Annotated in this window: 24 protein-coding genes; 8 read left to right on the forward strand and 16 right to left on the reverse strand. The window is 65.3% G+C overall.

Translation table 11 applies throughout. From position 1 onward, the window contains the following. Positions 1 to 2: 2 nt before the first annotated feature. Together ACEN8I_RS06710 and gpmA are read right to left on the reverse strand one after the other, a co-directional pair. The gene (locus ACEN8I_RS06710; protein ID WP_413327541.1) at positions 3 to 1,442 is read right to left on the reverse strand and encodes a S41 family peptidase; all 1,440 of its coding nucleotides are present in this window, start codon (positions 1,440 to 1,442) and stop codon (positions 3 to 5) included. A gap of 185 nt (positions 1,443 to 1,627) precedes the next feature. Beyond that, the gene (gene gpmA / locus ACEN8I_RS06715) at positions 1,628 to 2,371 is read right to left on the reverse strand and encodes a 2,3-diphosphoglycerate-dependent phosphoglycerate mutase (RefSeq protein ID WP_413327542.1); all 744 of its coding nucleotides are present in this window, start codon (positions 2,369 to 2,371) and stop codon (positions 1,628 to 1,630) included. Between the two features lie 125 nt (positions 2,372 to 2,496). On the opposite strand from gpmA, the gene ACEN8I_RS06720 reads away from it, so the two are divergent. The 4 genes from ACEN8I_RS06720 (at position 2,497) to ACEN8I_RS06735 (ending at position 4,897) form a co-directional block, all read left to right on the forward strand. Beyond that, on the forward strand, positions 2,497 to 2,907 hold the full coding sequence (locus tag ACEN8I_RS06720) for a rhodanese-like domain-containing protein (RefSeq protein WP_413327543.1): 411 nt from the start codon (positions 2,497 to 2,499) through the stop codon (positions 2,905 to 2,907). 107 nt (positions 2,908 to 3,014) lie between these two features. Then, on the forward strand, positions 3,015 to 3,278 hold the full coding sequence (gene grxC, locus ACEN8I_RS06725; RefSeq protein ID WP_007867884.1) for a glutaredoxin 3: 264 nt from the start codon (positions 3,015 to 3,017) through the stop codon (positions 3,276 to 3,278). Between the two features lie 89 nt (positions 3,279 to 3,367). After that, positions 3,368 to 3,835: a protein-export chaperone SecB gene (gene secB, locus ACEN8I_RS06730; RefSeq protein ID WP_074577983.1), complete on the forward strand. Its 468-nt coding sequence runs from the start codon at positions 3,368 to 3,370 to the stop codon at positions 3,833 to 3,835. Between the two features lie 51 nt (positions 3,836 to 3,886). After that, positions 3,887 to 4,897 carry an NAD(P)H-dependent glycerol-3-phosphate dehydrogenase gene (locus ACEN8I_RS06735; RefSeq protein WP_413327544.1) on the forward strand — a complete coding sequence of 337 codons (1,011 nt, stop codon included), beginning with the start codon at positions 3,887 to 3,889 and terminating at the stop codon, positions 4,895 to 4,897. Between the two features lie 32 nt (positions 4,898 to 4,929). On the opposite strand, the gene ACEN8I_RS06740 is transcribed toward ACEN8I_RS06735, so the two are convergent. From ACEN8I_RS06740 to panD, 10 genes are all read right to left on the reverse strand, one after another. Further along, positions 4,930 to 5,259, reverse strand: a complete 330-nt coding sequence (locus ACEN8I_RS06740; RefSeq protein WP_413327545.1) for a cupin domain-containing protein — start codon at positions 5,257 to 5,259, stop codon at positions 4,930 to 4,932. A gap of 79 nt (positions 5,260 to 5,338) precedes the next feature. Further along, positions 5,339 to 5,809 carry an N-acetyltransferase family protein gene (locus tag ACEN8I_RS06745; protein ID WP_413327546.1) on the reverse strand — a complete coding sequence of 157 codons (471 nt, stop codon included), beginning with the start codon at positions 5,807 to 5,809 and terminating at the stop codon, positions 5,339 to 5,341. Then, positions 5,806 to 6,264 (reverse strand): GNAT family N-acetyltransferase, encoded by a 459-nt coding sequence (locus tag ACEN8I_RS06750; protein WP_413327547.1) that lies wholly within the window; start codon positions 6,262 to 6,264, stop codon positions 5,806 to 5,808. The genes ACEN8I_RS06745 and ACEN8I_RS06750 overlap by 4 nt, the downstream gene beginning before the upstream one ends. A gap of 7 nt (positions 6,265 to 6,271) precedes the next feature. After that, the gene (panC, locus tag ACEN8I_RS06755) at positions 6,272 to 7,120 is read right to left on the reverse strand and encodes a pantoate--beta-alanine ligase (RefSeq protein ID WP_413327548.1); all 849 of its coding nucleotides are present in this window, start codon (positions 7,118 to 7,120) and stop codon (positions 6,272 to 6,274) included. Between the two features lie 37 nt (positions 7,121 to 7,157). Next, positions 7,158 to 8,051 (reverse strand): 3-methyl-2-oxobutanoate hydroxymethyltransferase, encoded by an 894-nt coding sequence (panB, locus tag ACEN8I_RS06760; protein ID WP_413327549.1) that lies wholly within the window; start codon positions 8,049 to 8,051, stop codon positions 7,158 to 7,160. Positions 8,052 to 8,139: 88 nt separating this feature from the next. Continuing rightward, positions 8,140 to 9,159 (reverse strand): biotin synthase BioB, encoded by a 1,020-nt coding sequence (gene bioB, locus ACEN8I_RS06765; protein WP_413327550.1) that lies wholly within the window; start codon positions 9,157 to 9,159, stop codon positions 8,140 to 8,142. 56 nt (positions 9,160 to 9,215) lie between these two features. Further along, positions 9,216 to 10,412 (reverse strand): 8-amino-7-oxononanoate synthase, encoded by a 1,197-nt coding sequence (gene bioF, locus ACEN8I_RS06770; RefSeq protein WP_413327551.1) that lies wholly within the window; start codon positions 10,410 to 10,412, stop codon positions 9,216 to 9,218. 2 nt (positions 10,413 to 10,414) lie between these two features. Then, positions 10,415 to 11,101 (reverse strand): dethiobiotin synthase, encoded by a 687-nt coding sequence (bioD, locus tag ACEN8I_RS06775; RefSeq protein ID WP_413327552.1) that lies wholly within the window; start codon positions 11,099 to 11,101, stop codon positions 10,415 to 10,417. Further along, a complete protein-coding gene (locus ACEN8I_RS06780; protein ID WP_413327553.1) occupies positions 11,088 to 12,422 on the reverse strand; it encodes an adenosylmethionine--8-amino-7-oxononanoate transaminase in 1,335 nt (444 codons plus the stop codon). The genes bioD and ACEN8I_RS06780 overlap by 14 nt, the downstream gene beginning before the upstream one ends. Positions 12,423 to 12,463: 41 nt before the next feature. Further along, a complete protein-coding gene (gene panD / locus ACEN8I_RS06785; RefSeq protein WP_007867856.1) occupies positions 12,464 to 12,844 on the reverse strand; it encodes an aspartate 1-decarboxylase in 381 nt (126 codons plus the stop codon). Positions 12,845 to 13,007: 163 nt separating this feature from the next. Between panD and nadC the strand changes: the two genes are divergently transcribed. The 4 genes from nadC (at position 13,008) to ACEN8I_RS06805 (ending at position 18,455) form a co-directional block, all read left to right on the forward strand. After that, positions 13,008 to 13,877 (forward strand): carboxylating nicotinate-nucleotide diphosphorylase, encoded by an 870-nt coding sequence (gene nadC, locus ACEN8I_RS06790; RefSeq protein ID WP_413327554.1) that lies wholly within the window; start codon positions 13,008 to 13,010, stop codon positions 13,875 to 13,877. Between the two features lie 2 nt (positions 13,878 to 13,879). Then, positions 13,880 to 14,995 carry a quinolinate synthase NadA gene (gene nadA, locus ACEN8I_RS06795; RefSeq protein WP_413327555.1) on the forward strand — a complete coding sequence of 372 codons (1,116 nt, stop codon included), beginning with the start codon at positions 13,880 to 13,882 and terminating at the stop codon, positions 14,993 to 14,995. A 14-nt stretch (positions 14,996 to 15,009) separates the two neighbouring features. Then, a complete protein-coding gene (gene pabB / locus ACEN8I_RS06800) occupies positions 15,010 to 16,770 on the forward strand; it encodes an aminodeoxychorismate synthase component I (RefSeq protein ID WP_413327556.1) in 1,761 nt (586 codons plus the stop codon). Positions 16,771 to 16,859: 89 nt separating this feature from the next. Continuing rightward, a complete protein-coding gene (locus ACEN8I_RS06805) occupies positions 16,860 to 18,455 on the forward strand; it encodes a tetratricopeptide repeat protein (protein ID WP_413327557.1) in 1,596 nt (531 codons plus the stop codon). Here the strand turns inward: ACEN8I_RS06805 and ACEN8I_RS06810 are convergent. The 4 genes from ACEN8I_RS06810 to ACEN8I_RS06825 all read right to left on the reverse strand — a co-directional run bounded on the left by ACEN8I_RS06810 (position 18,452) and on the right by ACEN8I_RS06825 (position 23,767). Next, the gene (locus ACEN8I_RS06810; RefSeq protein ID WP_413327558.1) at positions 18,452 to 18,811 is read right to left on the reverse strand and encodes a 5-carboxymethyl-2-hydroxymuconate Delta-isomerase; all 360 of its coding nucleotides are present in this window, start codon (positions 18,809 to 18,811) and stop codon (positions 18,452 to 18,454) included. The two genes, ACEN8I_RS06805 and ACEN8I_RS06810, sit on opposite strands and share 4 nt — an antisense overlap. A gap of 43 nt (positions 18,812 to 18,854) precedes the next feature. Next, positions 18,855 to 20,588 carry an L-aspartate oxidase gene (gene nadB, locus ACEN8I_RS06815; RefSeq protein ID WP_413327559.1) on the reverse strand — a complete coding sequence of 578 codons (1,734 nt, stop codon included), beginning with the start codon at positions 20,586 to 20,588 and terminating at the stop codon, positions 18,855 to 18,857. Positions 20,589 to 20,748: 160 nt separating this feature from the next. Next, positions 20,749 to 21,426 carry a hypothetical protein gene (locus ACEN8I_RS06820; RefSeq protein ID WP_413327560.1) on the reverse strand — a complete coding sequence of 226 codons (678 nt, stop codon included), beginning with the start codon at positions 21,424 to 21,426 and terminating at the stop codon, positions 20,749 to 20,751. A gap of 103 nt (positions 21,427 to 21,529) precedes the next feature. Further along, positions 21,530 to 23,767 carry a filamentous hemagglutinin N-terminal domain-containing protein gene (locus ACEN8I_RS06825; RefSeq protein WP_413327561.1) on the reverse strand — a complete coding sequence of 746 codons (2,238 nt, stop codon included), beginning with the start codon at positions 23,765 to 23,767 and terminating at the stop codon, positions 21,530 to 21,532. Between the last annotated feature and the right edge of the window lie 45 nt (positions 23,768 to 23,812).

Raw genomic sequence — 23,812 nt, forward strand, 5'->3', positions numbered from 1 at the left:
CCTCAATTTTCTTTTTTCTCGTTCTTGGGTTCCACCACGGCGGTCTTGCTGACCAGCACGGGACGGCCCTTGAGCTGGTTGATCGCCTGGGCCAGCTGGAAGTCCTTGTCGCTGCCCATTTCGGGCGGGCGGCGCTGTTCCGGTGTCTTCTTGGCTTCTTCCTCGAGGCGTTTGAGCGCTATCTCGCGGGCTTTTTCGCGGTTGGCATCCTTGACCTCGGCGCCTTGGCCGCTATTGAGGTGTTTCTCCAGGTCGGCTTCGCGGGTGCGCAGGGCGGCAAACGGGCTGCCTTCGGCGGTTTCGTCCACCATCACGTCGGGCACAATGCCGCGCGCCTGGATGGATTTGCCGCTGGGGGTGTAGTAGCGCGCCGTGGTGAGCTTCAGGCCCGTGTCAGGTCCCAGCGGCCGCACGGTTTGCACCGAGCCCTTGCCGAAGGTCTGCGTGCCCATGATGGTGGCGCGCTTGTAGTCTTGCAGCGCGCCGGCGACGATCTCGCTGGCCGAGGCCGAGCCTTCATTAACCAGCACCACCAGAGGCACGTTCTTGAGGGCCGCAGGCAGGCGCTTGAGCGGGTCAGCGCCGTTGCGGCGCTGGTAGAACTCGGGCGAGGCCTTGTAGGTGAATTTGCTTTCGGCGAGCTGGCCGTTGGTCGACACCACGGTGACGTTGTCAGGCAGGAAGACGGCCGATACGGCGACGGCGGCGTCCAGCAGGCCGCCCGGGTCGTTGCGCAAATCGAGCACCAGGCCCTTGAGGTTGGGCTCCTGCTTGTAGATTTGCTCGAGCTTGGTCACGAAATCGTCGACCGTGCGTTCCTGGAACTGGCTCAGGCGTACCCAGGCATAACCGGGCTCCACCACCTTGCTGCGAACCGACTGGGTGCGAATTTCCTCGCGCGTGATGGTGACCGGGAAGGTGCGGTTTTCGTCCTTGCGGAAGATCGTCAGCAGCACCTTGGTCTTGGGCTCGCCGCGCATCTTCTTGACGGCTTCATTGAGCGTCAAGCCCTTGACGGCGGTGTCGTCGATGCGGGTGATCAGGTCGTTGGGCTTGAGGCCGGCGCGGTCGGCGGGAGAGCCTTCGATAGGCGAGACCACCTTGACCAGGCCGTCTTCCTGGCTGATTTCGATGCCGACACCGACAAAACGGCCCGTCGTGCCTTCGCGGAATTCCTTGTAGGACTTCTTGTCGAAATAGACCGAGTGCGGGTCCAGGCTGGCCACCATGCCGGAAATGGCGTCGGTGATGAGCTTTTTCTCGTCCACCGGCTCGACGTAATCGGTCTTGACCATGCCGAAAACCGCAGCCAGCTGCTGCAGCTCTTCGAGCGGCAGGGGGGCGATGCCCGCGCGGGCCACTGCCTGCAGCTGTACCGTGGTGAGAGCTCCCGCTACGGCGCCGATTGAAATCCAGCCTGCTATCTTGAGCTTTTGACCCATAAAAAATACCTTCGTAAGCCGTTGGGAAACCCTTGTTCCCCCCGTGGGAAGCAATATACACCTTGGAGAAAGGCCGGGGCCTCCAGTTCCACCCTAGTCACGGCGTCGCGCGAAAAAAGAAGCGAAACAGACGGCTATTTACAGGACTTTTACAAAAATCCGGGCGGCTAAGCCCCTGCGCGGGATCAGGCTTTTCCCTGGGCGCCCACCGCGGCGGCGGCTTTGGCCGCAGCCTCGCTGTCGCCCAGGTAGTAGTGGCGCAGGGGTTTGAGGTTGGCATCCAGCTCATAGACCAGCGGAATGCCGTTGGGGATGTTGAGCCCCACGATGTCGCTGTCGGAGATGTTGTCCAGGTATTTCACCAGGGCGCGTATGGAATTGCCGTGCGCCGCGACCACGATGCGCTTGCCGGCCTTGATGGCGGGCGCCATGGATTCATTCCAGAAGGGCAGCACGCGCTCCACGGTGTCCTTGAGGCATTCGGTCAGCGGCACCTGGCCGGGCTGCAGTTTGGCGTAGCGCGGGTCATCGCGTTCGCCGCGCGGGTCGTTCGCCTCCAGCGGCGGCGGCGGGGTGTCGTAGCTGCGGCGCCAGACCAGCACCTGCTCGTCGCCGAATTTTTTCGCGGTTTCGGCCTTGTTCAGCCCCTGCAGGGCGCCATAGTGCCGCTCGTTGAGGCGCCAGCTGTGCACCACGGGCAGCCAGGTGCGGTCCATCTCGTCCAGCGTGTGCCAAAGTGTGCGGGTCGCCCGCTTGAGCACGCTGGTGTAGGCCAGGTCGAACTCATAGCCCTCGCTTTTGAGCAGCCTGCCGGCATTTTTGGCCTGTTCAATACCGGTCTCCGTGAGATCCACGTCGGTCCAGCCGGTGAAGCGGTTTTCAAGGTTCCAGGTCGATTCGCCGTGGCGTATGAGCACGAGTTTGTACATGGTCGGAAGGGGTGGGGAGTTGAAAAAAGGGGGAAATAAAGGGAATTGGGAGGCTGCCCGGCGGGGCGGTTTCTCCCTCCATTCTAAAATCACGGGTTAGCTGAAAAATACACAAAGGGTTTACCGTGAAATTTCTGATCGATAACTGGATGCTGATTTCGATAGCACTCGCCTCGGGTGGCATGCTGGTTTGGCCCATGATTTCCGGCGCGATGAACGCCGGCGCGCTGACCGCCAGCGGCGCGGTGCAGCTGATCAACCGCGAAAAAGCGGTGGTCGTGGATGTCAGCGAAGCGGATGAATTCGCCGCCGGCCACGTCACGGGCGCCAAAAACGTGCCTTTCAGCGAGCTGGAAGAAAAATTGCCCCTGACGGTCAAGAACAAAGCCCTGCCCCTGATTCTGGTCTGCGCCACCGGTGCGCGTGCCGGCCGCGCCGTCGCCGTGGCCAAAAAGCTCGGTTACGAGCAAGCCCAATCGCTGGGTGGCGGGCTCAAAGCCTGGAAAGAGGCTAACCTTCCCCTGGAAAAGGCCTGAACAAGGCTTGGCCGGGCAAAGCGGGCATGAAACCTGCCTCACCCGGCAAGTCCTGATTCATCCACTTTTCCCGCGCCGCGCCCACGCCGGCGCGATCCGGAGACACCATGCAAACCGTCAAGATCTACACCACCGGCACCTGCCCATACTGCATCCAGGCCAAACAGCTGCTCAAACAGCGCGGCGTCACCGAACTCGATGAAATCCGCGTCGACATGGTGCCCGGCGAACGCCAGAAGATGATGGACATCACCGGCCGGCGCACAGTGCCGCAGATCTTCATCGGCGAGACCCATGTGGGCGGCTGCGACGACCTGATGGCTCTCGACGGCCGCGGCGGCCTCATGCCTCTCCTGAATAATCCAGCCTGAATTTTTGAGGCAGGAATTGCCTGAGATAATGCGCGCTGGCCGCCGGCCCGCCGGCGCATCGATTCCCTCCCAGCACCCGAAAGAACACCATGGCTGAAGCCAATCTTGACCCCGTATTCCAGATCCAGCGCGTTTACCTCAAGGACGTGTCGCTGGAGCAGCCCAATTCCCCCGAAATCCTGCTGAACCAGGAGCAGCCCAGCGTGGACATCCAGCTGGGCGTGGGCGCCACCCCTATCGCCGAAGGCCTGTTCGAAGTTGCCGTGACGGCCACCGTGCAGACCAAGATCGCCGACAAGACGGTGTTTCTCGTCGAAGCCAAGCAGGCCGGCATTTTTGAAATCCGCAATGTGCCGCCCGAACAGCTGGGCGCCATCCTGGGCATCGCCTGCCCGCAAATCGTCTACCCCTACCTGCGCGGCAACGTGGCCGACGTGATCCAGCGCGGCGGTTTCCCGCCCGTGCACATGGCCGAAATCAACTTCCAGGCCATGTACGAGCAGCAACAGGCGGAAGCCGCGGCCGCCACGCCGGCTCCGTCCCAGATCATCGTCTGAGGGCCCGCCGGGATGCTCCCGGCCGCCTCATGATGTCCGCGTGACACCCCCATGAAAATACTGGTCATTGGCGCGGGTGCCTGGGGCACTGCGCTGGCCGTCAGCAGCGCCTCGCGCCACCAGGTCACCCTGTGGGCGCGCGATGCCGCCCAGCTTGCCGGCCTGCGGTCCGGGCGTGTCAATGCCCGTTACCTGCCCGGCATCGCCTTGCCCGCCGCCCTGGTGCTGCAGGGCGGCGACGCGCCGTTGGCCCAGGCGCTGGCCGGGCAAGACCTCATCATCCTCGCGACGCCGGTATCGGCCGCCCGCGGCATGCTGCACAGCCTGCGGGATGCCGGCGCGCCCGTGGCCTGGCTCAGCAAGGGCTTTGAAGCCCCGGTGGACGCCGCGGCCTCACCTTTCGGCTTGATGGTCCACGAAATACGCGCGCAGGCCGCCCCCGGTTTAAGGGCCGGCGTGCTCAGCGGCCCCAGCTTTGCGCTGGAAGTCGCGCGCGGCCAGCCGACGGCGCTGGTCGCGGCCAGCGAACATGCCGAGGTGCGCGACGCGCTGGTCGCCGCCTTCCACGGCGCCACGCTGCGCGTGTACGCCAATGACGACGTTGTGGGCGTGGAGGTGGGCGGCGCCGTCAAGAACGTGCTGGCCATCGCCACCGGCCTGTGCGACGGCCTGCAATTGGGCCTCAATGCCCGCGCTGCCCTCATTACGCGAGGCCTGGCCGAAATGACGCGCCTGGGTGTGGCTCTGGGGGCGCGCGCCGAAACCTTCACCGGTCTCTCGGGCCTGGGCGACCTGGTGCTCACGGCCACCGGCGATTTGAGCCGCAACCGCAAGGTCGGCCTGCTGCTGGCCCAGGGCCAGACCCTGGCGCAGGCGGTGGCCTCGCTGGGCCATGTCGCCGAAGGCGTGTACTGCGCCCGCACCGTGGTGCAGCGCGCCGCCGGCCTGGGCGTGGAGATGCCGATCGCGCAAAGCGTGGTCGCCTTGCTGGATGGCAAGCTTCAGCCCGCCGAAGCGGTGGCGATGCTGATGGGCCGCGGGCCTACGGCCGAGCTGGCCTGATCCCCGAACTCGCGCCGGAGCTTCCCGCGCGCCTATTTTCGCAAATGCAGTGTCACCAGCAGCGACGAGTCCCGCACCGCCGTGAGCCCGTGCGGCACGCCGCCGGCCAGCCAGAGCAACTGGCCGGCTTTCATGGGCTGGGTCTGGCCGTTCGCGGTGAAAGCCACTTCGCCTTCCAGGCACTGGACGGTGATTTCGCCCTTGACCTGGTGCGAAGGCACAGTCTTGCCGGCCGGCACGATAAGGCGCATGACCTCCAGTTCCTCGCTTTTGAACAGCGCGACGGTGCGGCCCTTGGAGAGCTTGCCTGCCAGCGGCTGGACGTCAACGAGCTGCCCGGATGCGGCGTGGGGAATGGCCATGGCGGAACTCCTGGGAACGTGGGGGCTATGGAACTTTATACCCCAAGGCGGGCCTTGCCCGTCAGCGCGTTTGACCTGATCAGGCCGGCGCAACCGTCCCGGGAACCGCCTTGTTGTAGTACAGGAAGACCTCGTCGCGCACCCAGCCCAAGGATTCATACAAGGCCTGCGCCTTGTGGTTGGTCCTGGCGGTGCTGAGGTCCAGCCGCGCAAAGCCGTTTTGCTGTGCGTGCGCATGGGCCGCGTGCATCAGCGCGCGGCCGGCGCCAGTCTGGCGTGCTTCGGGCGCCACATAGAGATCGTAAAGCGTGCAGATCGGCTGGGCGATCACCGAGCAGAAACTGGGGTAGAGCTGGCAGAAGCCCACGAGGGTGCCCGCAGCTTGCGCGACCAGGATCACCGACTCCTGCCTACGCATGCGTTCGCCGATGAACTGCAGCGCCAGGCTCGCGTCTGCGGGCTGTTCGTAAAACTGCCGGTAGGCGTCGAACAGCGCGGCCACCGCCGCCAGGTCGGCCGGGGCGGCCAGCCGTATGGACAGCGTGCTCACGCGAGCGGCTTTTCCATAAAGACGCTCAAGGGGTCGGGTGCATAGGAGCCAAACGGTTCCCGCGCCACATAGCCGAGCTTTGCATAAAGGCCCAGCGCCTCGGGCTGGTGGATGCCGGTTTCCAGCCGGGCCAGGCCCACGCCGCCGGCTGCAAGGTGGGCCTCCAGTGTTTGCATGATGGCTTTGGATAGTCCCTTGCCGCGGTGCGCGTCCAGCACAAAGACGCGCTTGATTTCGCCGTAGGTCCCGTCATCGTCCAGCGTCTTGACCGCGCCGCAGCCCACCAGCGCGCCGTCGAGGTGGGCGCCCACAAACAGCACATGGGGCTGGCGCAGCGCCTCTGCGCTTTCCAGGTGGTTGCTTTCAGCAGGGTAGAGCGCCGCCATATAGGCGTCGGATTGCGCAAGCAATGATTGCGCTTCGGGTGACAGCGGGTCTATGGGTTTGATGTGCATTGCCGGCCTAGATTTCCAGGTTGTCTATCAGCCGCGTGCTGCCCAGCTTGGCCGCACCCAGTACCACCAGCGGCTCGCCGGCCAGCGGGCCTTGCGGCGCCAGCAGGTCGGCGCGGCGGCGCACGGTGAGGTAGTCGGGTTTCCAGCCGCGGCGCGCCAGGGCCTGCATGGCCTGGGCTTCCAGCGCGGGCAGGTCGGGCGTGTCGCTGGCGCGGGCGGCTTCGCCCAGCGCACGTATGGCTTTGGACAGTTCCACGGCCTCGGCGCGTTCGGCCGCGCTCAGGTAGCCGTTGCGCGAGGACAGCGCCAGGCCGTCTTCGGCGCGCTGGGTCTCGCCGGCCAGGATCTCGATGGGCAGCGCGAACTGCTGCACCATGCGGCGCACCACCATGACCTGCTGGTAGTCCTTCTTGCCGAAAGCCGCCACACCCGTGGGCATGCCGGCGAACACGCAGGAAAACAGCTTGAGCACCACGGTGCTCACGCCGATGAAAAAGCCGGGCCGGAAATGGCCTTCCAGGATGTCGCTCAAGTCCGTGGCCGGGTGCACCTTGTAGGTTTGCGGCTCAGGGTACAGGTGTTTCTCGAGCGGGGCGAACAGCACGTTGCAGCCGGCGGCCTCCAGGCGCTCGGCGTCGGCGTCCAGGGTGCGCGGGTAGCTGTCGAAGTCCTCATGCGGCGCGAACTGCAGGCGGTTCACGAAGATGCTGGAGACGCTCACGTCGCCCAGCGGCTTGGCCTGCTTGACGAGCGCGATGTGGCCGTCGTGCAGGTTGCCCATGGTGGGCACAAAGGCCGGGCGCTTGTAGGGGGCGAGGGCCTCGCGCAGTTCGGGGATGGTGTGGACGATCTGCATCATGTCTCCAGAAAAGGGTGGCGCAAGGGAGAGGGACTCACCACGCGTGCTGGGCGTTGACCGGAAAGCTGCCGTCCTTGACGGCGCGCACATAAGCTTCCATCGCGCCGCGCACGCTGGCGGTCTTGTTGTCAGCACCTTCCATGAAGTTGCGCACGAACTTCGGCATCTTGCCCAGGTTCATGCCCAGCATGTCGTGCAGCACCAGCACCTGGCCGGCCGTGCCGCTGCCCGCGCCTATGCCTATGGTGGCGCAATGCGTCAGTTCCTTCGTCAGTTCGGCCGACAGGGCCGCGGGCACCATCTCCAGCACCATCATGGCGGCGCCGGCGTCCTGCAGCTCGTGGGCATGGCGCTTGAGCGTGGCGGCGGCCTCCTCGCCCTTGCCCTGCACGCGGTAGCCGCCCAGCGCATGCACGGTCTGCGGCGTCAGGCCCAGGTGGGCGCAGACGGGAATGCCGCGCTCGACCAGAAAGCGCACGGTCTCGGCCGTCCAGCCGCCGCCTTCGAGCTTGACCATGTGGGCGCCGGCCTGCATCAGCACCACGGCGCTGCGCAGCGCCTGTTCTTTCGATTCGTGGTAACTGCCGAAAGGCAGGTCGCCTATCAGCCAGGCCGTGGCCTGCGAACGGCGCAGGCCGTTGGCCACGCATTCGGTATGGTGGCGCATGGTCTCCAGCGTCACGCCGACGGTGCTGGTCAGGCCCTGGCAAACCATGCCCAGCGAATCGCCCACCAGAATGCATTCCACACCCGCCGCGTCGGCCACGGCTGCGAAGGTCGCGTCGTAGGCCGTCAGCATGGTGATTTTTTCGCCGTGCGCCTGCATTTCGCGCAGGCGTGGCAAGCTGATCGGCTTGCGCGTTGAGGGCGTGGAGGAGGGCGGCAGCGTGCCGTAGGGCGTGACCGAGGTGTTGGAAGGGGAGGTCATGGCAGCGATCCAGAATTTAGCGAGAGTCTAACCAGCTTCACCGTGCTTTTTGGCGGGCGGTTTAGAGAGCCCAGACAAGCAGTGCGTGTTAGCGCGTTTCGGGTGCGGACCGGCTCATGCCCAGTCGTTCCAGCAGCTTGACGTCGGCCTCGGTGTCGGGGTTGCCGGTGGTCAGCAGCTTGTCGCCATAAAAAATCGAATTGGCGCCGGCCAGGAAACACAGGGCCTGCACGCCGTCGCCCATTTGCTGGCGGCCGGCCGACAGGCGCACGCGGGCGGTCGGCATGGTGATGCGCGCCACGGCAATCGTGCGCACGAACTCAAACGGGTCCAGGTCGGCCTGGTTGGCCAGCGGTGTGCCTTCAATCTTTACCAGGTTGTTGATGGGCACCGACTCGGGGTAGGGCGTCAGGTTGGCCAGCTCGGCCACCAGGCCGGCGCGTTGGCGGCGCGTCTCGCCCATGCCGACGATGCCGCCGCAGCAGACCTTGACGCCCGCGCTGCGCACGCGTGCCAGCGTGTCCAGGCGGTCCTGGTAGTCGCGGGTGGTGATGATGTCGCCGTAAAAATCGGGCGCGCTGTCCAGGTTGTGGTTGTAGTAGTCCAGGCCCGCGCTTTGCAGGGTTTGCGCATGGCCGTCTTCCAGCATGCCCAGGGTGGCGCAGGTTTCCAGGCCCAGGGCTTTGACGGTGCGAACCAGTTCGGCGACTTTTTCGATGTCGCGGTCTTTGGGCGAGCGCCAGGCCGCGCCCATGCAAAAGCGCGTGGCGCCTGCCGCTTGCGCGCGCTGCGCGGCGGCCAGCACCTCGGCCGGCTCCATGAGTTTGCTGGCTTCCACGCCGGTGTCGTAGCGCGCGGCCTGCGGGCAGTAGCCGCAGTCTTCGGCGCAGCCGCCGGTCTTGACCGACAGCAAGGTGGCGAACTCGACACGTGTGGGATCGAAGTTTTCGCGGTGCACGGTCTGCGCGCGGTGCATCAATTCAGGGAAGGGCAGGTTGAACAGCGCCTCGATGGCGTCCACGCTCCAGCGCTGGGTGCCGGCGGGGGCCGGCTCGGTCTTGGGCCGGGGGCGGTGCAAGGTGACGGTTTGTTCTGCAACGTGGGACATTGTTCTTCCTTCCAGGGGATGGGTTTTGGAGTCTAGCTGAAGAGATTTTTGGGTGATTAAACGGCCTGCTTGGCCAGCGTGCCCAGGGCTTCAAGCAACTGGTCGACGTCGGCTTCGCTGTGCGCGGCCGACAGGGCGATGCGCAGGCGCGCCGTGCCTTCGGGCACGGTGGGCGGGCGTATCGCCGGCACCCAGATGCCGCGCGCGCGCAGGCCCTCCATCACGGCCAGGGCTTGGTCGTTGGCGCCTATCAGCAGCGGCTGGATGGCGGTTTGCGAGGCCGACAGCTGCCAGCCGCTGCCTTCAAGGCCTGCTGCAAGGCCGCTGCGCAGGCGCGCGATGAGGCGCTGCAAATGCGCGCGCCGCCACTCGTCCTGCTCGATGACCTTCAGGCTGGCGCGTAGCGCACTGGCCAGCAGCGCGGGCGCGGCGGTGGCAAAAATATAGCTGCGGGTTTTTTGCAGCAGCCATTCGACCAAGGCCTCGTCGCCGGCCACAAAGGCGCCGGCCACACCGGCGGCCTTGCCTAGCGTGGCCATGTAGAGCACGCGGCGCGAAGCCTGGGCGCCATGCAGGCCGGCGGCGGCCAGGCTGCCCCGGCCCTGCGGGCCCAGTACGCCAAAGCCGTGGGCGTCGTCCAGCAGCAGCAGGGCGTCGTGGCGTTCGCACAGTGCCAGCAGCGCGGGGATGTCGGCGCTGTCGCCGTCCATGCTGAAGACGGCGTCGCTGATTACCAGCTTGCGCGGCGCCTCGCTGCGCACGAGTTCGTTTTCTAGCGCATTGAGGTCGGCATGGGCGTAGCGGTGTATCTGCGCGCGCGATAGCCGCGCGCCGTCTATCAGGCAGGCGTGGTTGAGTGCATCCGAAAAAATCGCGTCGCCGGCACCCACCAGCGCCGGCACGATGCCGATGTTGGTGGCATAACCCGCATAAAAATACAGCGCGCGCGGCAAGCCCACAAAGGCCGCGAGCTCGCGCTCCAGCGCGGCGTTGGCCTCGCTGTGGCCGCTGACCAGTGGCGAGGCGCCGGCCCCCACGCCATAAGTTTGTGCGCCTTCGCAGGCGGCTTGCACCAGGACCGGGTGCGTGGCCAGGCCCAGGTAGTCGTTGCTGCAAAAAGCCAGCATGCTCCGGCCGTCGACCGTCAGGCGCGCGCCGCTTTCGGGCCGTACCGCGCGGCGTTGGCGGCGCAGGTGGGCATCATCCAGTTCGGCCAGGCGCGCCGGGAATTCATCAAGCCAGGAAGCAGTCATTGTCATTGCCATGTGGAGGGAAGCTCAAAGTGGATGGAGCGCGGGTCGGGCGCGGCCTGGTGTTGGATGGTGGCCAGCAGCGGCGCCTGCAGTGTTTTCCGCAGGAAGGCGATGTTGTCCTCTTGCGCCAGCATGGCGGCATCGACGTGGTTGGCCACCCAGCCCGCCAGCGTGAGGCCGCGTGCGCGTATCGCTTCGGCGCTGAGCAGCGCGTGGTTCAGGCAACCCAGGCGCAGGCCGACCACCAGCAGCACCGGCAGGCCCAGGGCCTGGGCCAGGTCGGCGCCGGTTTCGCTGTCCGACAGCGGCACCAGGAAGCCGCCTGCGCCTTCCACCACCACGGCGTCAGCAAGCTGCGCGAGGCGGCGCTGGCAGGCCACCAAATGGGCGATGTCGATCTGTGTGCCGGCACGGGCCGCGGCGATGTGCGGCGACACCGGGTCGGGCAGCAGCACCGGGTTGTCGAGTTCGGGCGGCACGCGGTAATTGGAGGCGGCGCGCAGCGCGAGCACGTCTTCATTGACCTCTTCGCCACTGACCTGAACCGTGCCCGCCGCTACCGGCTTCATGCCGACGACGCGCACATGGTGGCGGGCCAGTGCGTGCAGCAGTCCGGCGCTGGCCAGGGTCTTGCCGACGCCGGTGTCGGTGCCGGTCACAAACAGCGACAGCGCTTCAGTCACGCGCACCGCCTTCTTCAGCCAGCGTGGCCTCCAGCGCCGCCAGCGCGCCGCGCGCCAGGTGCTGGGCGGATTCCGCATCCATCACATAAGGCGGCATGGCGTAAATCGTCTGGCCTATGGGCCGCAGCAGCACGCCGTTGGCCATCGCGTGCTGCGTGTAGCGGCGCGCGAAGTGGGGGAGGCTGCCGGGCTCTACGTCCCAGGCCCAGATCATGCCCAGACGGCGCGCGTGCCGCACGGCGCGGTGCTGCGTGAGGGGCGCGAAAGCCGCATCCAGCATCCGGGCTGTTTCGGTGTTTCGCGCAAGGGCATTGGTCTGCTCGAACAGCTCCAGCGTGGCCAGCGCCGCGCGGCAGGCCAGCGGGTTGCCGGTGTAGGAATGCGAATGCAAGAAACCGCGCGCCACCTCGTCGTCGTAAAAGGCTTCATAGACCGCGTCGGTGGTCAGCACGGCCGACAGCGGCAGCGTGCCGCCGGTCAATCCTTTGGATAGGCAGATGAAGTCGGGCCGTATGCCGGCCTGCTGGTGGGCGAACATGGTGCCGGTGCGGCCGAAGCCGGTGGCGATTTCGTCGGCGATCAAATGCACCTCGTAGCGGTCGCACAGCGCGCGCGCTTCCTGGAGGTAGGCTGCATCGTGCATGGCCATGCCGGCGGCGCACTGCACCAGGGGCTCGACGATGAGTGCGGCGGTCTGCGCATGGTGCTGTTCCAGCCAGGCCTGCAGGCCCGCGGCGGTGCGGCGTGCCGTGTCCGCCGGGCTTTCGCCGGCCAGGGCGCCGCGCGCGTCGGGGCTGGGCACGGTGGCGGCCAGCCGCACCAGGGGAGCATAGGCCTCGCGAAAGAGTGCGATGTCGGTCACCGCCAGCGCGCCCACGGTTTCGCCGTGGTAGCCGCCGGCGAGACCAATGAAGCGGCTTTTTTCGGGCCGGCCACTGTTGCGCCAGTAATGCGCGCTCATCTTGAGCGCGATCTCGGTGGCGCTGGCGCCGTCGCTGCCGTAAAAGGCATGGCCCAGACCTGTCAGCGCACCCAGGCGCTCGGAGAGTTCCACCACGGGCTGGTGTGTGAAGCCGGCCAGCATCACGTGGTCCAGCGTGTCGAGCTGATCCCGCAGCGCCGCCTTGATGTGCGGATGGCCGTGGCCGAAGAGGTTGACCCACCAGGAGCTCACGCCGTCCAGGTAGCGCCTGCCTTCAAAGTCGTAAAGCCACACGCCTTCGGCGCGCGCGATGGGCACGGGCGGCTGGGCCTCGTGCAGCTTCATCTGCGTGCAGGGGTGCCACACATGGCGCAGGCTGCGCCGGATCATCGCTGCGTTGTCCATGAGGCCTTGTGTGAAGGAGGCGGGGAAAGACCTGAAACGGCTCAGGGCTGCTGCACCGGGATGGTGGAGCGCTCTTCCTTGATGCGGTTGTCGGGGTTCACGAACACCAGCTTGGGGCTGAAGCCCGCAACGTGCTCTTCATGCACCTGCGCGAAGGCGGCGATGATGACCAGGTCGCCCACCGCGGCACGGCGCGCTGCGGAGCCGTTGACCGAGATGATGCGGCTGCCGCGTTCGGCGCGTATCGCATAGGTGATGAAGCGCTCGCCGTTGTTGATGTTCCAGATGTGCACCTGCTCGTTCTCGGCCAGGTTGGCGGCGTCCAGCAGGTCTTCGTCGATGGCGCAGGAGCCCTCGTAGTTGAGTTCGCAGTGCGTCACCGCGGCGCGGTGGATTTTTGATTTAAGCAGGGTTCTGAACATGGTGATGGGCGTGGATCAAAATAGGGGCAAGGGGAGCGCCATTGTGAGTGGGCGCTTCGCGGCGTTCAGGCATCTGGCCGGCCGCTGTAACATTCGCGACAGTTTTACGCTCTATTTAATAGTTTAGTGCACGGTATGGTGCCCATTCTTTCTTAGATTGCTCATGAAAAAGTCATTTAATTTCTCCAGCCAGGCACTGGCCGACTTGGCCCAGGCCGACGCCGCGCGCGCGCTCGCCGAGGACATAGGCGCCGGCGACCTGACGGCCGGCCTGATCGATGCGGCCCGCCAGACGCGGGCCCAGGTGCTGGCGCGCGAAAGCGCCGTCATCTGCGGCAGTGCCTGGGTGGAGGCCACGGTGCGGCAGCTTGACCCGCAGGCCCAGCTACTCTGGCATGTGAAGGACGGCGAGCGCTGCGAAGCCGGCCAGGTGGTGTTCGAGGTGCGCGGACGGGCTCGCGCCCTGCTTTCGGCCGAACGCACCGCGCTCAATTTTCTGCAGCTGCTCAGCGCCGTGGCGACCAAGACGGCGGTCTACGTCGACATCGTGAAGGGCACGCGCGCGCAGATCGTCGACACGCGCAAGACCCTGCCCGGCCTGCGGCTCGCGCAGAAATACGCCGTGGTGGCGGGTGGCGGCACCAACCACCGGGTCGGTTTGTACGACGCGGTGCTGATCAAGGAAAACCACATCGCGGCGGCCGGCGGCATCGCGCAGGTGCTGGCACGCGCGGCCGAAGTCGCCGCGCAGGCCGATTTTGTGCAGATTGAAGTCGAGAACCTGGGCGAGCTGGCCCAGGCCCTGGACGCCGGCGCGCGCATGATCCTGCTGGACAACATGAGCCTGCCGGACCTGAAAGAGGCCGTGCGCATCAACGCCGGGCGCGCCGTGCTGGAGATTTCCGGCGGCGTCACCCTGGACGGCCTGCGCACCCTGGCCGAAACCGGCGTGGACCGCATCTCCATAGGCACGCTGACCAAGGACGTGCGGGCGATTGATTTTTCCATGCGCTTTGATGCGCAGGCGGTGTGAACATGCAAACAGCCGTGCCAATTCGCGTCGATTACGAGCAGCCCGAGGCGGCCGGCGCCTGCAGCACGCACCAGGCCTGGGCTCGCGTGCCGGCCGAACCCACCCAGGCCGAGCGCGCCGCGCTCAAAACCCGCATACGCGAACTGCTCAAGGCGCGCAACGCCGTCATGGTGTCGCACTATTACGTGCATCCCGACCTGCAGGATCTGGCCGAAGAAACCGGCGGCCTGGTCTCGGACTCGCTGGAGATGGCGCGCTTCGGCCGCGACCATGCGGCGCAGACCCTGGTGGTGTCCGGCGTGCGTTTCATGGGCGAGACGGCAAAGATTCTGTCGCCCGAAAAGCGCGTGCTCATGCCTGACCTGGACGCGACCTGCTCGCTGGACCTAGGCTGTCCGGCCGCTGAATTCAGCGCCTTCTGCGATGCCCATCCGGACCGTACGGTCGTGGTCTACGCCAACACCAGCGCGGCCGTGAAGGCGCGTGCCGACTGGCTGGTGACATCGAGCTGCGCGCTCGACATCGTGCGCGCGCTGAAAGACCAGGGCCAGAAAATCCTCTGGGCGCCGGACCGGCACCTGGGCGGCTACATCCAGCGCGAGACCGTCGCCGACATGGTTTTCTGGAACGGCGCCTGCATCGTGCACGACGAGTTCAAGGCCTTTGAGCTGCAGGCCCTGAAGGCCGAACACCCCGGTGCCAAAGTGCTGGTGCATCCCGAATCGCCCGCCGACGTGGTCGCGCTGGCCGATGCCGTGGGCTCCACCTCGGGCATCTTGAAGGCCGCGCGCGAGATGGACGCGAAAGAGTTTATCGTCGCCACCGACAACGGCATGATGCACAAGCTGCGCACGCTGAACCCGGGCAAAGTCTTTATCGAAGCGCCTACCGCCGGCAACAGCGCCACCTGCAAGAGCTGCGCCCACTGCCCCTGGATGGCCATGAACGGCCTGGCCGGGCTGGCGCAGGTGCTGGAAACCGGAACGAACGAAATCAAGGTCGATGCGGCGCTGGGCCAACGTGCCCGTTTGCCCATAGACCGCATGCTGGCCTTCACCGAAGCCTTGAAGGCAGGGCGGCCGGTCACGGGCCTGGTGCCTAACATAGGCGCGGCCTGACGGGCGCCCAGCACGTGGCGCACGCGGTTTCAGCGCTCATCGATTTCACCGACCCCCGCCAGCCCGAGGGGCCGCGTTTGCGCCAGGCCTTTGGCGCAGCCCGCGAAGTACTGGTGGCGCGGCGGCCCGAGGAGGTGCGCGCGGTGCTGGACGCCGCGCAGGCCGCGGCACGGCAAGGCGCCTGGTGCGTGGGCTATTTGCGTTATGAAGCCGCGCCTGCTTTTGATGCCGCGCTGGCCGTGCACCCGGCTGATGGGCCTTTGGCCTGGTTTGCCGTGCATGACGCGGCGCTGCCCTGGCCTGGTCCGGTACAAGAGGCATCACCGCAGCTTCAGTGGCAGGAGGCGATGGCGCGCTCCGCGTTTGAGGCCGCGCTGGCCGAATTGCAACGCGCGATTGCCGATGGCGAGTACTACCAGGTCAATTTCACGGCGCAGATGCGGGCCGCGCTGGACGTCGATTCGCACAGCGCGCCGGCCCTGTTCCAGGCCCTGCAGCGCGCCCAGCCGGGCGGCTATGCGGCTTTTCTGGACACGGGCGAGGAGCAACTGCTGTCGGTGTCGCCCGAGCTGTTCTTCGACTGGCGCGAAGGTTTGCTCCTTACGCGGCCCATGAAAGGCACGGCGCCGCGCGGTGCCAATCCCGGGGACGATGCCGCGCTAGCCGAGGCCCTGCGCAATTCGCCCAAGGAGCGCGCCGAAAACGTGATGATCGTGGACCTGCTGCGCAACGACCTGTCGCGCATCGCCGAACCTTTCAGCGTGCGTGTGCCGCGCCTGTTCCACACCGAGGCCCTGCCCGCGGTCTGGCAGATGACCTCGGACGTGGAGGCGCGCACGCGGCCCGGCTGCAGCCTGGCCGATGTGTTTGCCGCGCTGTTTCCCTGCGGCTCCATCACCGGTGCGCCCAAGGTGCGCGCCATGCGGGCGATTCACGCACTGGAGCCGGAGCCGCGCGGTGTGTATTGCGGGGCCATGGGTGTGCTGCGGCCCGGCGGCGGGACCACCTTTAACGTGCCGATCCGTACCGTGACCTTACGCGGCAATGAAGCCCGCTGCGGCATCGGCAGCGGCATCACCTCGGGCGCGACGACCGATGGCGAGTGGCGTGAATGGAGCCTTAAGCAGGCCTTTGTGCAACGCGCCAGCGCGCCCTTTGAGTTGCTGGAAACGCTGGGTCTGGCAGACGGCCAATTACGCGACGCCGATGCCCACCTGGCGCGCATGGCCCAAGCCGCGCAGCACTTTGGCTACCCGTGGGATGCGCGGCATGTGCAGGGCGCATTGCAGTCAGTGGCCGATGCACACACCCAGGGCGCGTGGCGGGTCCGTTTGTTGCTGGATGCACGGGGTCGTGCACGCGCCGAGGCCTATGCCTTACCGGCTTCACTTGCGCGTGTGCGCTTGCAACTGGCAAATCGTGCGTTGGACGAAGCACACGGCGAATTCGTCCGCTGCAAGACCACCCGGCGCGCCCATTACGACGCCTTCACACCCGCGCAGCCCGATGTGTTCGATACGCTGCTCTGGAACGCCGACGGCGAACTGACGGAATGCACGCGCGGCAATGTGGCTTTTCTGCTGGACGGCCGCTGGGTCACGCCGCCGCTGCGCTGCGGCTTGCTGGCGGGTGTGGGGCGCGCCCGTGCGTTGCAGGACGGCCACATTCAGGAAGAAGCCGTGGTGCGTGTTGAGGACCTGCCGCGCGTGGAGGCGCTGGCTTTTGTTAACAGCCTGCGAGGCTGGATACCGGCGGATCTGGAGCGGCTTGCCTAGGTAAAGGTAAAGCCCTCAGGGCTTGGCAATCGCCAGGACGAGGAGACAATGTGCCACGATAGCGTGAACATTGGATTGAAAGGCAAGTCGTGCTGGAAGAACTGAAAATCTTGTTGAGCGGGGAGCCCCCTGCAGGGCCCCAGGAAGTAGCCGCCAAAAGGCAAGGCGACCAACACCTGAACTTGGGCCAACTCGACGAGGCCGCGGCGTGTTACCAACAGGCGCTGTCGCTCAACCCGCGCTTTGCCGCTGCCTGTGTCGGCCTGGGATTTTCTTTGGTTGAACAGCAGAAGTTCGCGGAAGCTGCCGTGGCACTTGAACGTGCCCTGGCGATAGACCCTTCTCTTGCCGACGCGCACTATCTGCTGGGCAAGGCGGCAAAGGCCCTTGACGACCACCCTGAATCAGTCCGGCATTTCACACAAGCGCTGGCACTCAAGCCGGACTTTGAATTTGCGTATCGCGATCTCTTCGATCTTTTGCTTGGAGCCGGCAAGACCGAGGATGCCAAAGCCGTCGTCAGAAGAGCCATTCTTGCTTTGCCCAACTCAGCGGAATTCCGCTTTTTGCTGGGTAACCAGCTGTTCAACCAGCGGGATTTTGCAGGCGCCATTTCTTGCTACGGCAAGGCGGTGGCGCTGGAGCCCACTGCGGCGGTCTCTTACAAGATGATGGGCGACGCTTATGGGCATCTCGGCCAACACCCAAAGGCCGCCGAGTGTTATGAAAAGGCAATTGCCATCGACCCCGCCAACGCCGACATCCATGCAGCCCTTGGCAATGTCATGAGTGCGTCGGGACGAGGCGAGAAAGCCATGACGTGTTATCGGCGCGCGATTGAGCTCGCGCCTGAACATGTGGTCGCGCATCGACTCCTTGGAAACGCTTTTCTGGAGCGCGGGGATAAAGAAGGTGCGATCGCCTGCTACCGGCGGGTTGTCGAACTACAGCCCGACAGCCCGGTGACGCATCTGGTGGCCGCCCTGTCAGGAGAGCACCGGGACAGCGCGCCCAGCGGCTACGTTGCACAGCTGTTTGATGAGTATGCGCAAACTTTTGACTCGCATCTGGTTCAAACACTGCATTACGATGCGCCGGAAAAACTGATGGATCTTGTCCGCGAGGTCTCCACTCCGGCGGTGAGGCAATGGTCTGTGCTGGATCTGGGTTGCGGCACAGGCTTGTCGGGCCTGGCCATTTCCCCTTATGCCAAAGAGCTGGTGGGGGTTGACCTCTCCGCCAACATGCTGGTGAGGGCTGAGGCGCGGCGCATCTACACCCGGCTTGAACATATGGACCTGCTAGCCATGATGAAAGAGGAGGCGGCCTCCAGCTATGACGTGCTGATCTCCACGGATGTCTTTGTCTATATCGGGCGGCTGGACGGATTGTTCGGCGAAGCGCAAAGGCTGCTGCGTGCCGGCGGACTGTTCGCGTTTTCCGTGGAATCGCTTGACGCCGTCAACGAGGAAGCGCCGGACTCGCCGGATGCTCGCAATTTTCGTCTGAATACCACGGGCCGCTACACGCATTCTCTCGACTATTTGAACCGCATCGCTTTGCACAATGGTTTCGAGATGCTGCGCATGAAGGAGATACAGGTCCGTGTGGAGGGCACCAAGGCTGTGCAGGGCTATCTGATGCTGTGGCGCCAGCGGGACGGCGGGGCGTCACTGCTGGCTTAAAGCTTTTCCTTGACGTAGGACGCGCGGTCCATGTCCACCATCTCCACGCTCAGCTGCACCATCAAACCCGCCGGCCGCGGCGTCAGGCGGCGCAACACCTGGGCGATGCGCTCGCCCAGGTCCTTCTTGGCTTCGGGTGTGCGGCCCGACAGCAGGCGCAGCTGGGCATGCACAAAAGCGCGTGAGGCCGGCGCGGTGCCGATTTCAAAATTGTCCAGCGCGACCAGCCGGGTTTTCAGGTCGGATTCGTTCTGTATTTCAGGGCTGGCGGCAACCGCCTGGTTCAGCGCCTGGAGCACTTCAGCCTTGGGAAAGCCGGCGAGGTTGCTGGAATATTCAACGGTTAAATGAGGCATAGGGGCTCCGGGTAAGAGTGGTGGGAAAAGGGTTCGAGAAGGCTCAGTTGCCAGGCGGCACCAGCACGGTGGGAATGGCCTGTTCAGCGGTGAGGGGGTAGTCACGGCTGAAATGCAGGCCGCGGCTTTCGCGGCGGGATTGAGCGGAGCGCACGATAAGGTCGGCCACCTGCACCAGGTTGCGCAGTTCCAGCAGGTCGCGTGTGACGCGGAAGTTCGCATAGAACTCGTCAATTTCCGACTGCAGCAGCGCGATGCGATGCGCGGCGCGCTCCAGGCGCTTGTTGGTTCGCACAATGCCCACGTAGTTCCACATCAGCCGGCGCAGTTCGTCCCAGTTGTGGGCGATCACCACCTGCTCGTCGGCATCGGTCACCTGGCTCTCGTCCCAGGCGGGCAGTGAAACCTGTGAATCATTTTGGCCTTCAGCGGTGGTGCGGTGGGCGCGAGCGGTTTCCGATTTGATAGCGCTTGCCACTTCGTGAGCAAACACCACACACTCGACCAGCGAATTGCTGGCCAGCCGATTGGCGCCGTGCAGGCCGGTGCAGGCGGTTTCGCCCGCCGCGTAAAGGTTTGCGATATCGGTGCGGCCGACCAGATCGGTGAGTACGCCGCCGCAGGTGTAGTGGGCGGCCGGTACGACGGGAATCGGTTGACGTGCGATGTCAATACCGAGTGACAGGCAGCGTGCGTGGATGGTCGGAAAATGCTCCCGCACAAACGCTTCGCCCTTGTGCGAGATGTCCAGGTAGACACAGTCCACACCGTGTTTTTTCATCTCGAAATCAATCGCGCGGGCGACTACATCACGCGGCGCCAGCTCGGCGCGTTCATCGTGCGACGGCATGAAGCGCGCGCCGCCTGCCGATTCCGGCAGGCGCAATATGCCGCCTTCGCCGCGCACCGCTTCGCTGATCAAAAAGGACTTGGCCTCGGGGTGGTACAGGCAGGTGGGGTGGAACTGGATGAACTCCATGTTGCCGACGCGGCACCCGGCGCGCCAGGCCGCGGCGATGCCGTCGCCGGTGGCGGTATCGGGGTTGCTGGTGTAGAGGTAGACCTTGCCGGCACCGCCGGTGGCCAACAGGGTGTGGCGTGCGGCAAAGGTGCGGACGATGCCGCCTCCCGCGTTGGCCGCGCCGTCGTCGCGGCTGTCCAGCGCATACAGGCCGACACAGCGCGGCCGGCCGGTAGCGATGTCGTTCCGCACGATCAGGTCCACCAGCGTGGTCTGCTCAAACACCTCGATGCAGGGTTGGGCCCGGACGGCCGCGATCAGGCTTTCCTGAACAACGGCGCCGGTGGCATCGGTCGCGTGCACGATGCGCCTGTGGCTGTGCCCGCCTTCGCGGGTGAGGTGCAGCGCCGCTTTGGGGCCGGGCTCCTGCGTAAAGGCCACGCCCTGGGCCTGCAGCCAGGCGATGGCTGCCGGTGCGCCCTTGACGACTTGAGCCGTCGCCGCCTCGTCGGACAGCCAGGCGCCCGCTGCTTGCGTGTCGGCGATATGGGCCGCAAAGCTATCACCTTCTTTGCCTTGCGCCAGCACCGCTGCAATGCCGCCCTGTGCCCAGCCGCTGGCGCCGTCCGCCAGCTTGCCCTTGGTCAGCACTGCGATGCGAAGCGAGGTGCCGTCCATACCGCTGCCTTCCACCAGTTTGAGCGCGGTGCTGAGTCCGGCCAGGCCGCTGCCGATGATGACCACATCAAAGGTGTGCTGCACGGGGGCATCGGCCTTGGCGGGCTGCTGGGGGCCTGAGGCGGGAAGGGTGTTCATGGAGGCGGTATGACCTTGCTGCATCAGGCAATGGTACGGGCGAACGCCCGGATGTCCTGTTAGCCCGTAAACCGCAAATTATCAGCCAGCCCAGGTGCCCGGCTTTGGATGCGGCCTGATGGAGCCGCCCGTGAGCCGCTGGGGTGGGGTGGCGGGAAGGTCAGCGCGGCGCGAGGGGAGCCGGCGGCTGCGCGCTTTCGTCAACCTCATAGGATCCGAAAACATCGCGAGCGATCCGGGTCTCGGGCAGGATGTACACGACGCCGTCGGTGCCGGTGAAGGCTGGGCTGACCACCCTGTCGTAAAAACTGACAGGGACATTGATGCAGCCAAAGGTGACACGGTTGTCTGCAGGGGTGGCGCTGGCCAGGCGCTGGGCGCGCTGTTCAGCGGGCGTTCCCTTTACCACTCTGTGCAGGGAGATGGAGGTGGCGTAGTCAATCCAGAGTATTTCCACGCCGTGAAGATTGCGGGCCAGCGAAGCGACAAACCGGCCGGCCGGTGTGGTGCGTTCGTGCGCCAGGATGGTGGAAAGCTTGCGCTCGCCAATGCCCGGCGTGGAGTCGTCGCCGCGTGCCAGGCCCAGCAGGGCCGGCGCTGCGCCTATGAGTTGTCCACTCTTGTCAAGGACCAAGACCTGCGCGTTGACCTTGTCGACAATCATGAAGGGCATGCCCCGGTTGTCGGCCGAGTCCACAATCCATGCAGCCAGCCCGGCCACTTCCCTGGACACTTGTTGTTGCCCGAAGCTGGCATGTTTGCGTGCGGAGGGGGAAGCCTCACCGGCGGCCCATGCGCCCTGGAAGGCCGACACGCTCAGCAGTGTGGCGACGCACATTCCCTGTGCAGTGAGTGTCCTGGCGGCGCTGGCCAGGGATACGCGAGGACTTGCAAGCGATGGAAGTGACATCGGGTGTGTGCCTGGGTCTGGGCCTGATGGGCTAGTTGCGTTCCGGTTTGGGGGCGTAGCGCCGGGCGACGTAAGGTTGGGGCGGGATGAGCGGAATGGCCACCGGCACCACCTCTTTTTCTTCCGCCAGTGCCAGGAACACATCGTCGTTGCTGGCGTAGGGTGTGGGCATCAGCTCCAGGGGGAACGTACCTGCCATGGCGACCAACGACATGCCCATGAAAGGTTTGGCGGCCGAAAGAGCCGCGAGAACGCCAGGCGTTACAAGGGCCGCAGGACCGATGGTTCCGGTGGTCTTGCTGACAATCGGCCCGCAACAGGTTGTAGCCAGTGCGTATTGGGCAGCGTTGGGACCGACCAGCCGGTAGCCGGTAAAGGTCACGGTTTTCCCGGTTCCCGGGTCTGCGCTGTTGAATACGGCGGTGCTGCCCGGATCTGCCACCAGGCTGACCCCCGCGGGATTCCCTTTCAGGGACACGAGGGTGGCGGCGGTGGTTCCGTCGTAGGTTTTGGTGACTTCAGGGAACACCAGCATGCGCTGGGTCAGCGTGCTGTCGACCAGTATGAACTTCGGCAAGTAATCTGTGGGCGCTGCGTACGAGACCGGGTTGTAGTTGATGGTGACCGGTGCAGCGGTCCCCGCTGTGCCCGTGATACTCGGGCGACTGGCGCCAGTGACGGTCATGTTCACAGTGCCTCCCGCAGCACCCGGCCCCGTTCCGTCCGTATCGGCGATCAGGGTTAGGCCGAGGGGCAGGCCCAAGCTTCGGGTGATGTCGGCATTGCCATTGGTCATCGCGATTTTGGCGTTGACGTTGACGTCATTGGCCGCGCACATCTCCAGGTTGCCCCTGACCATGGTGATAGCCGCGTTCTGGTTCACGTTGCGGCCTGCGGACAGCAAAACGCTTGCGTCGGTCACTGAAATGGCCGCATTCACGTTGACGTCGCGTCCGCAGCACACGGCCAGATTGCCGTTGGTGGCCGTTATCGTCGAATTGATATTGACGTCACGGTCAGCGTTGAGTGTCAAGGTGGTCGGGGCGCCGGCGGCGGTCCAGGTCACTGGGCCGTTGACAAAAATATCTCCCTCACCGACCCCAGGTGGCGTGACGATGGTGATGTTGCTGTTGACCAGGTCAAAGCCAAGCTGAATATTGGAATAATTTCCACCCAGGCCGATGACGAAGTTTTGAGGGTCGATGAGCCAGGTGCCAGTCAGGCCGAAAGGAGCGGCTGTCGTGCGCACCCCGCTCCCAATGCTTACTGTGCCGGCCGAGGTTTCCATGAAGCCGCCGTCACCTCCGTTCGGTGCGCTGGCGTCCAGCGTGCCGGCCACATTCATCGTGCCGGAATCCATATCGCCGAGCAGCAAAATGGTGCCGTTGCGGCTTCCGATGGTTTGCGCCTGGATGACGCCGGTGTTGTTTACCGCAGTATGAAGAAGGCCGCCCGCCGCCTGCGTGGTCATCAGTACCTTGCCGCCGTCGGCGCGGATGATGCCGCCGTTTTCCACCAGCGCGTTGACAGCGCCTTGTGCCACGGACACGCGCAGCATGCCGTCACCGGCTAGGTCGAGCGTGGCCGCTTCGCCCCCTGCAAGCGCCACGCTCCCCAGGCGAGCGGTGATGACCCCCTGGTTGACGACTGTTTTGCCCATCAGTGCCACATACCCGCCGTCCGCCGCGCTTATCGTGCCCTGGTTGACTACCGATCCGTTGCCGGCGCGGCTGAAGCTGTAGTCACCGCTCATGAATTTGGCGTCGCTCAGGCTCATGGTCGTCGCGACCAGCCCGCTGACGTTGACCTGCGAGCCGCCGCCGAACAGGATGCCGTTGGGATTGAGCAGGAAGACCTTCCCGTTGGCCGACAGGTTTCCCAGAATGCTGGAGGCGTCGGCCCCCAGCACGCGGTTGAGTGCGACGGAGTTGGCGCCCGGCTGGACGAATTGCACGCTCTGCCCGGCTGCAATGCCAAAGCTTTGCCAGTTGATGACTGCGTTGGCGGTGAACTGGTTGATGGTGGTGGCAGAGGTCGTGCTGGAAATGGTGGCCAAGCCGGCCGCAACTACGCCATCGGTGGGCAGGGCAAGGGCAGCGCCGCCGAACCCGAGCATCAGGCACGCTGACAGCAGATTGACCGCAAAACAAGGGCGCGCCCTGCCCGTAGCGGTGCAGGCATTTTGTTTGCCCTGACCGCTGGCGTTTTCGGCGACTGCGACAAAGGCGCTGGAACTGGCGTTCCAGATGGTTCTGTAGATGTGGTTCATGAGGCGTCTTTCAAAAGCTTGCTGGGTACGGGTGGCTCGGTCTGC

Origin of the sequence: Polaromonas sp. CT11-55 (assembly GCF_047303325.1) — a bacterium.
Classification (GTDB): domain Bacteria; phylum Pseudomonadota; class Gammaproteobacteria; order Burkholderiales; family Burkholderiaceae_C; genus Polaromonas.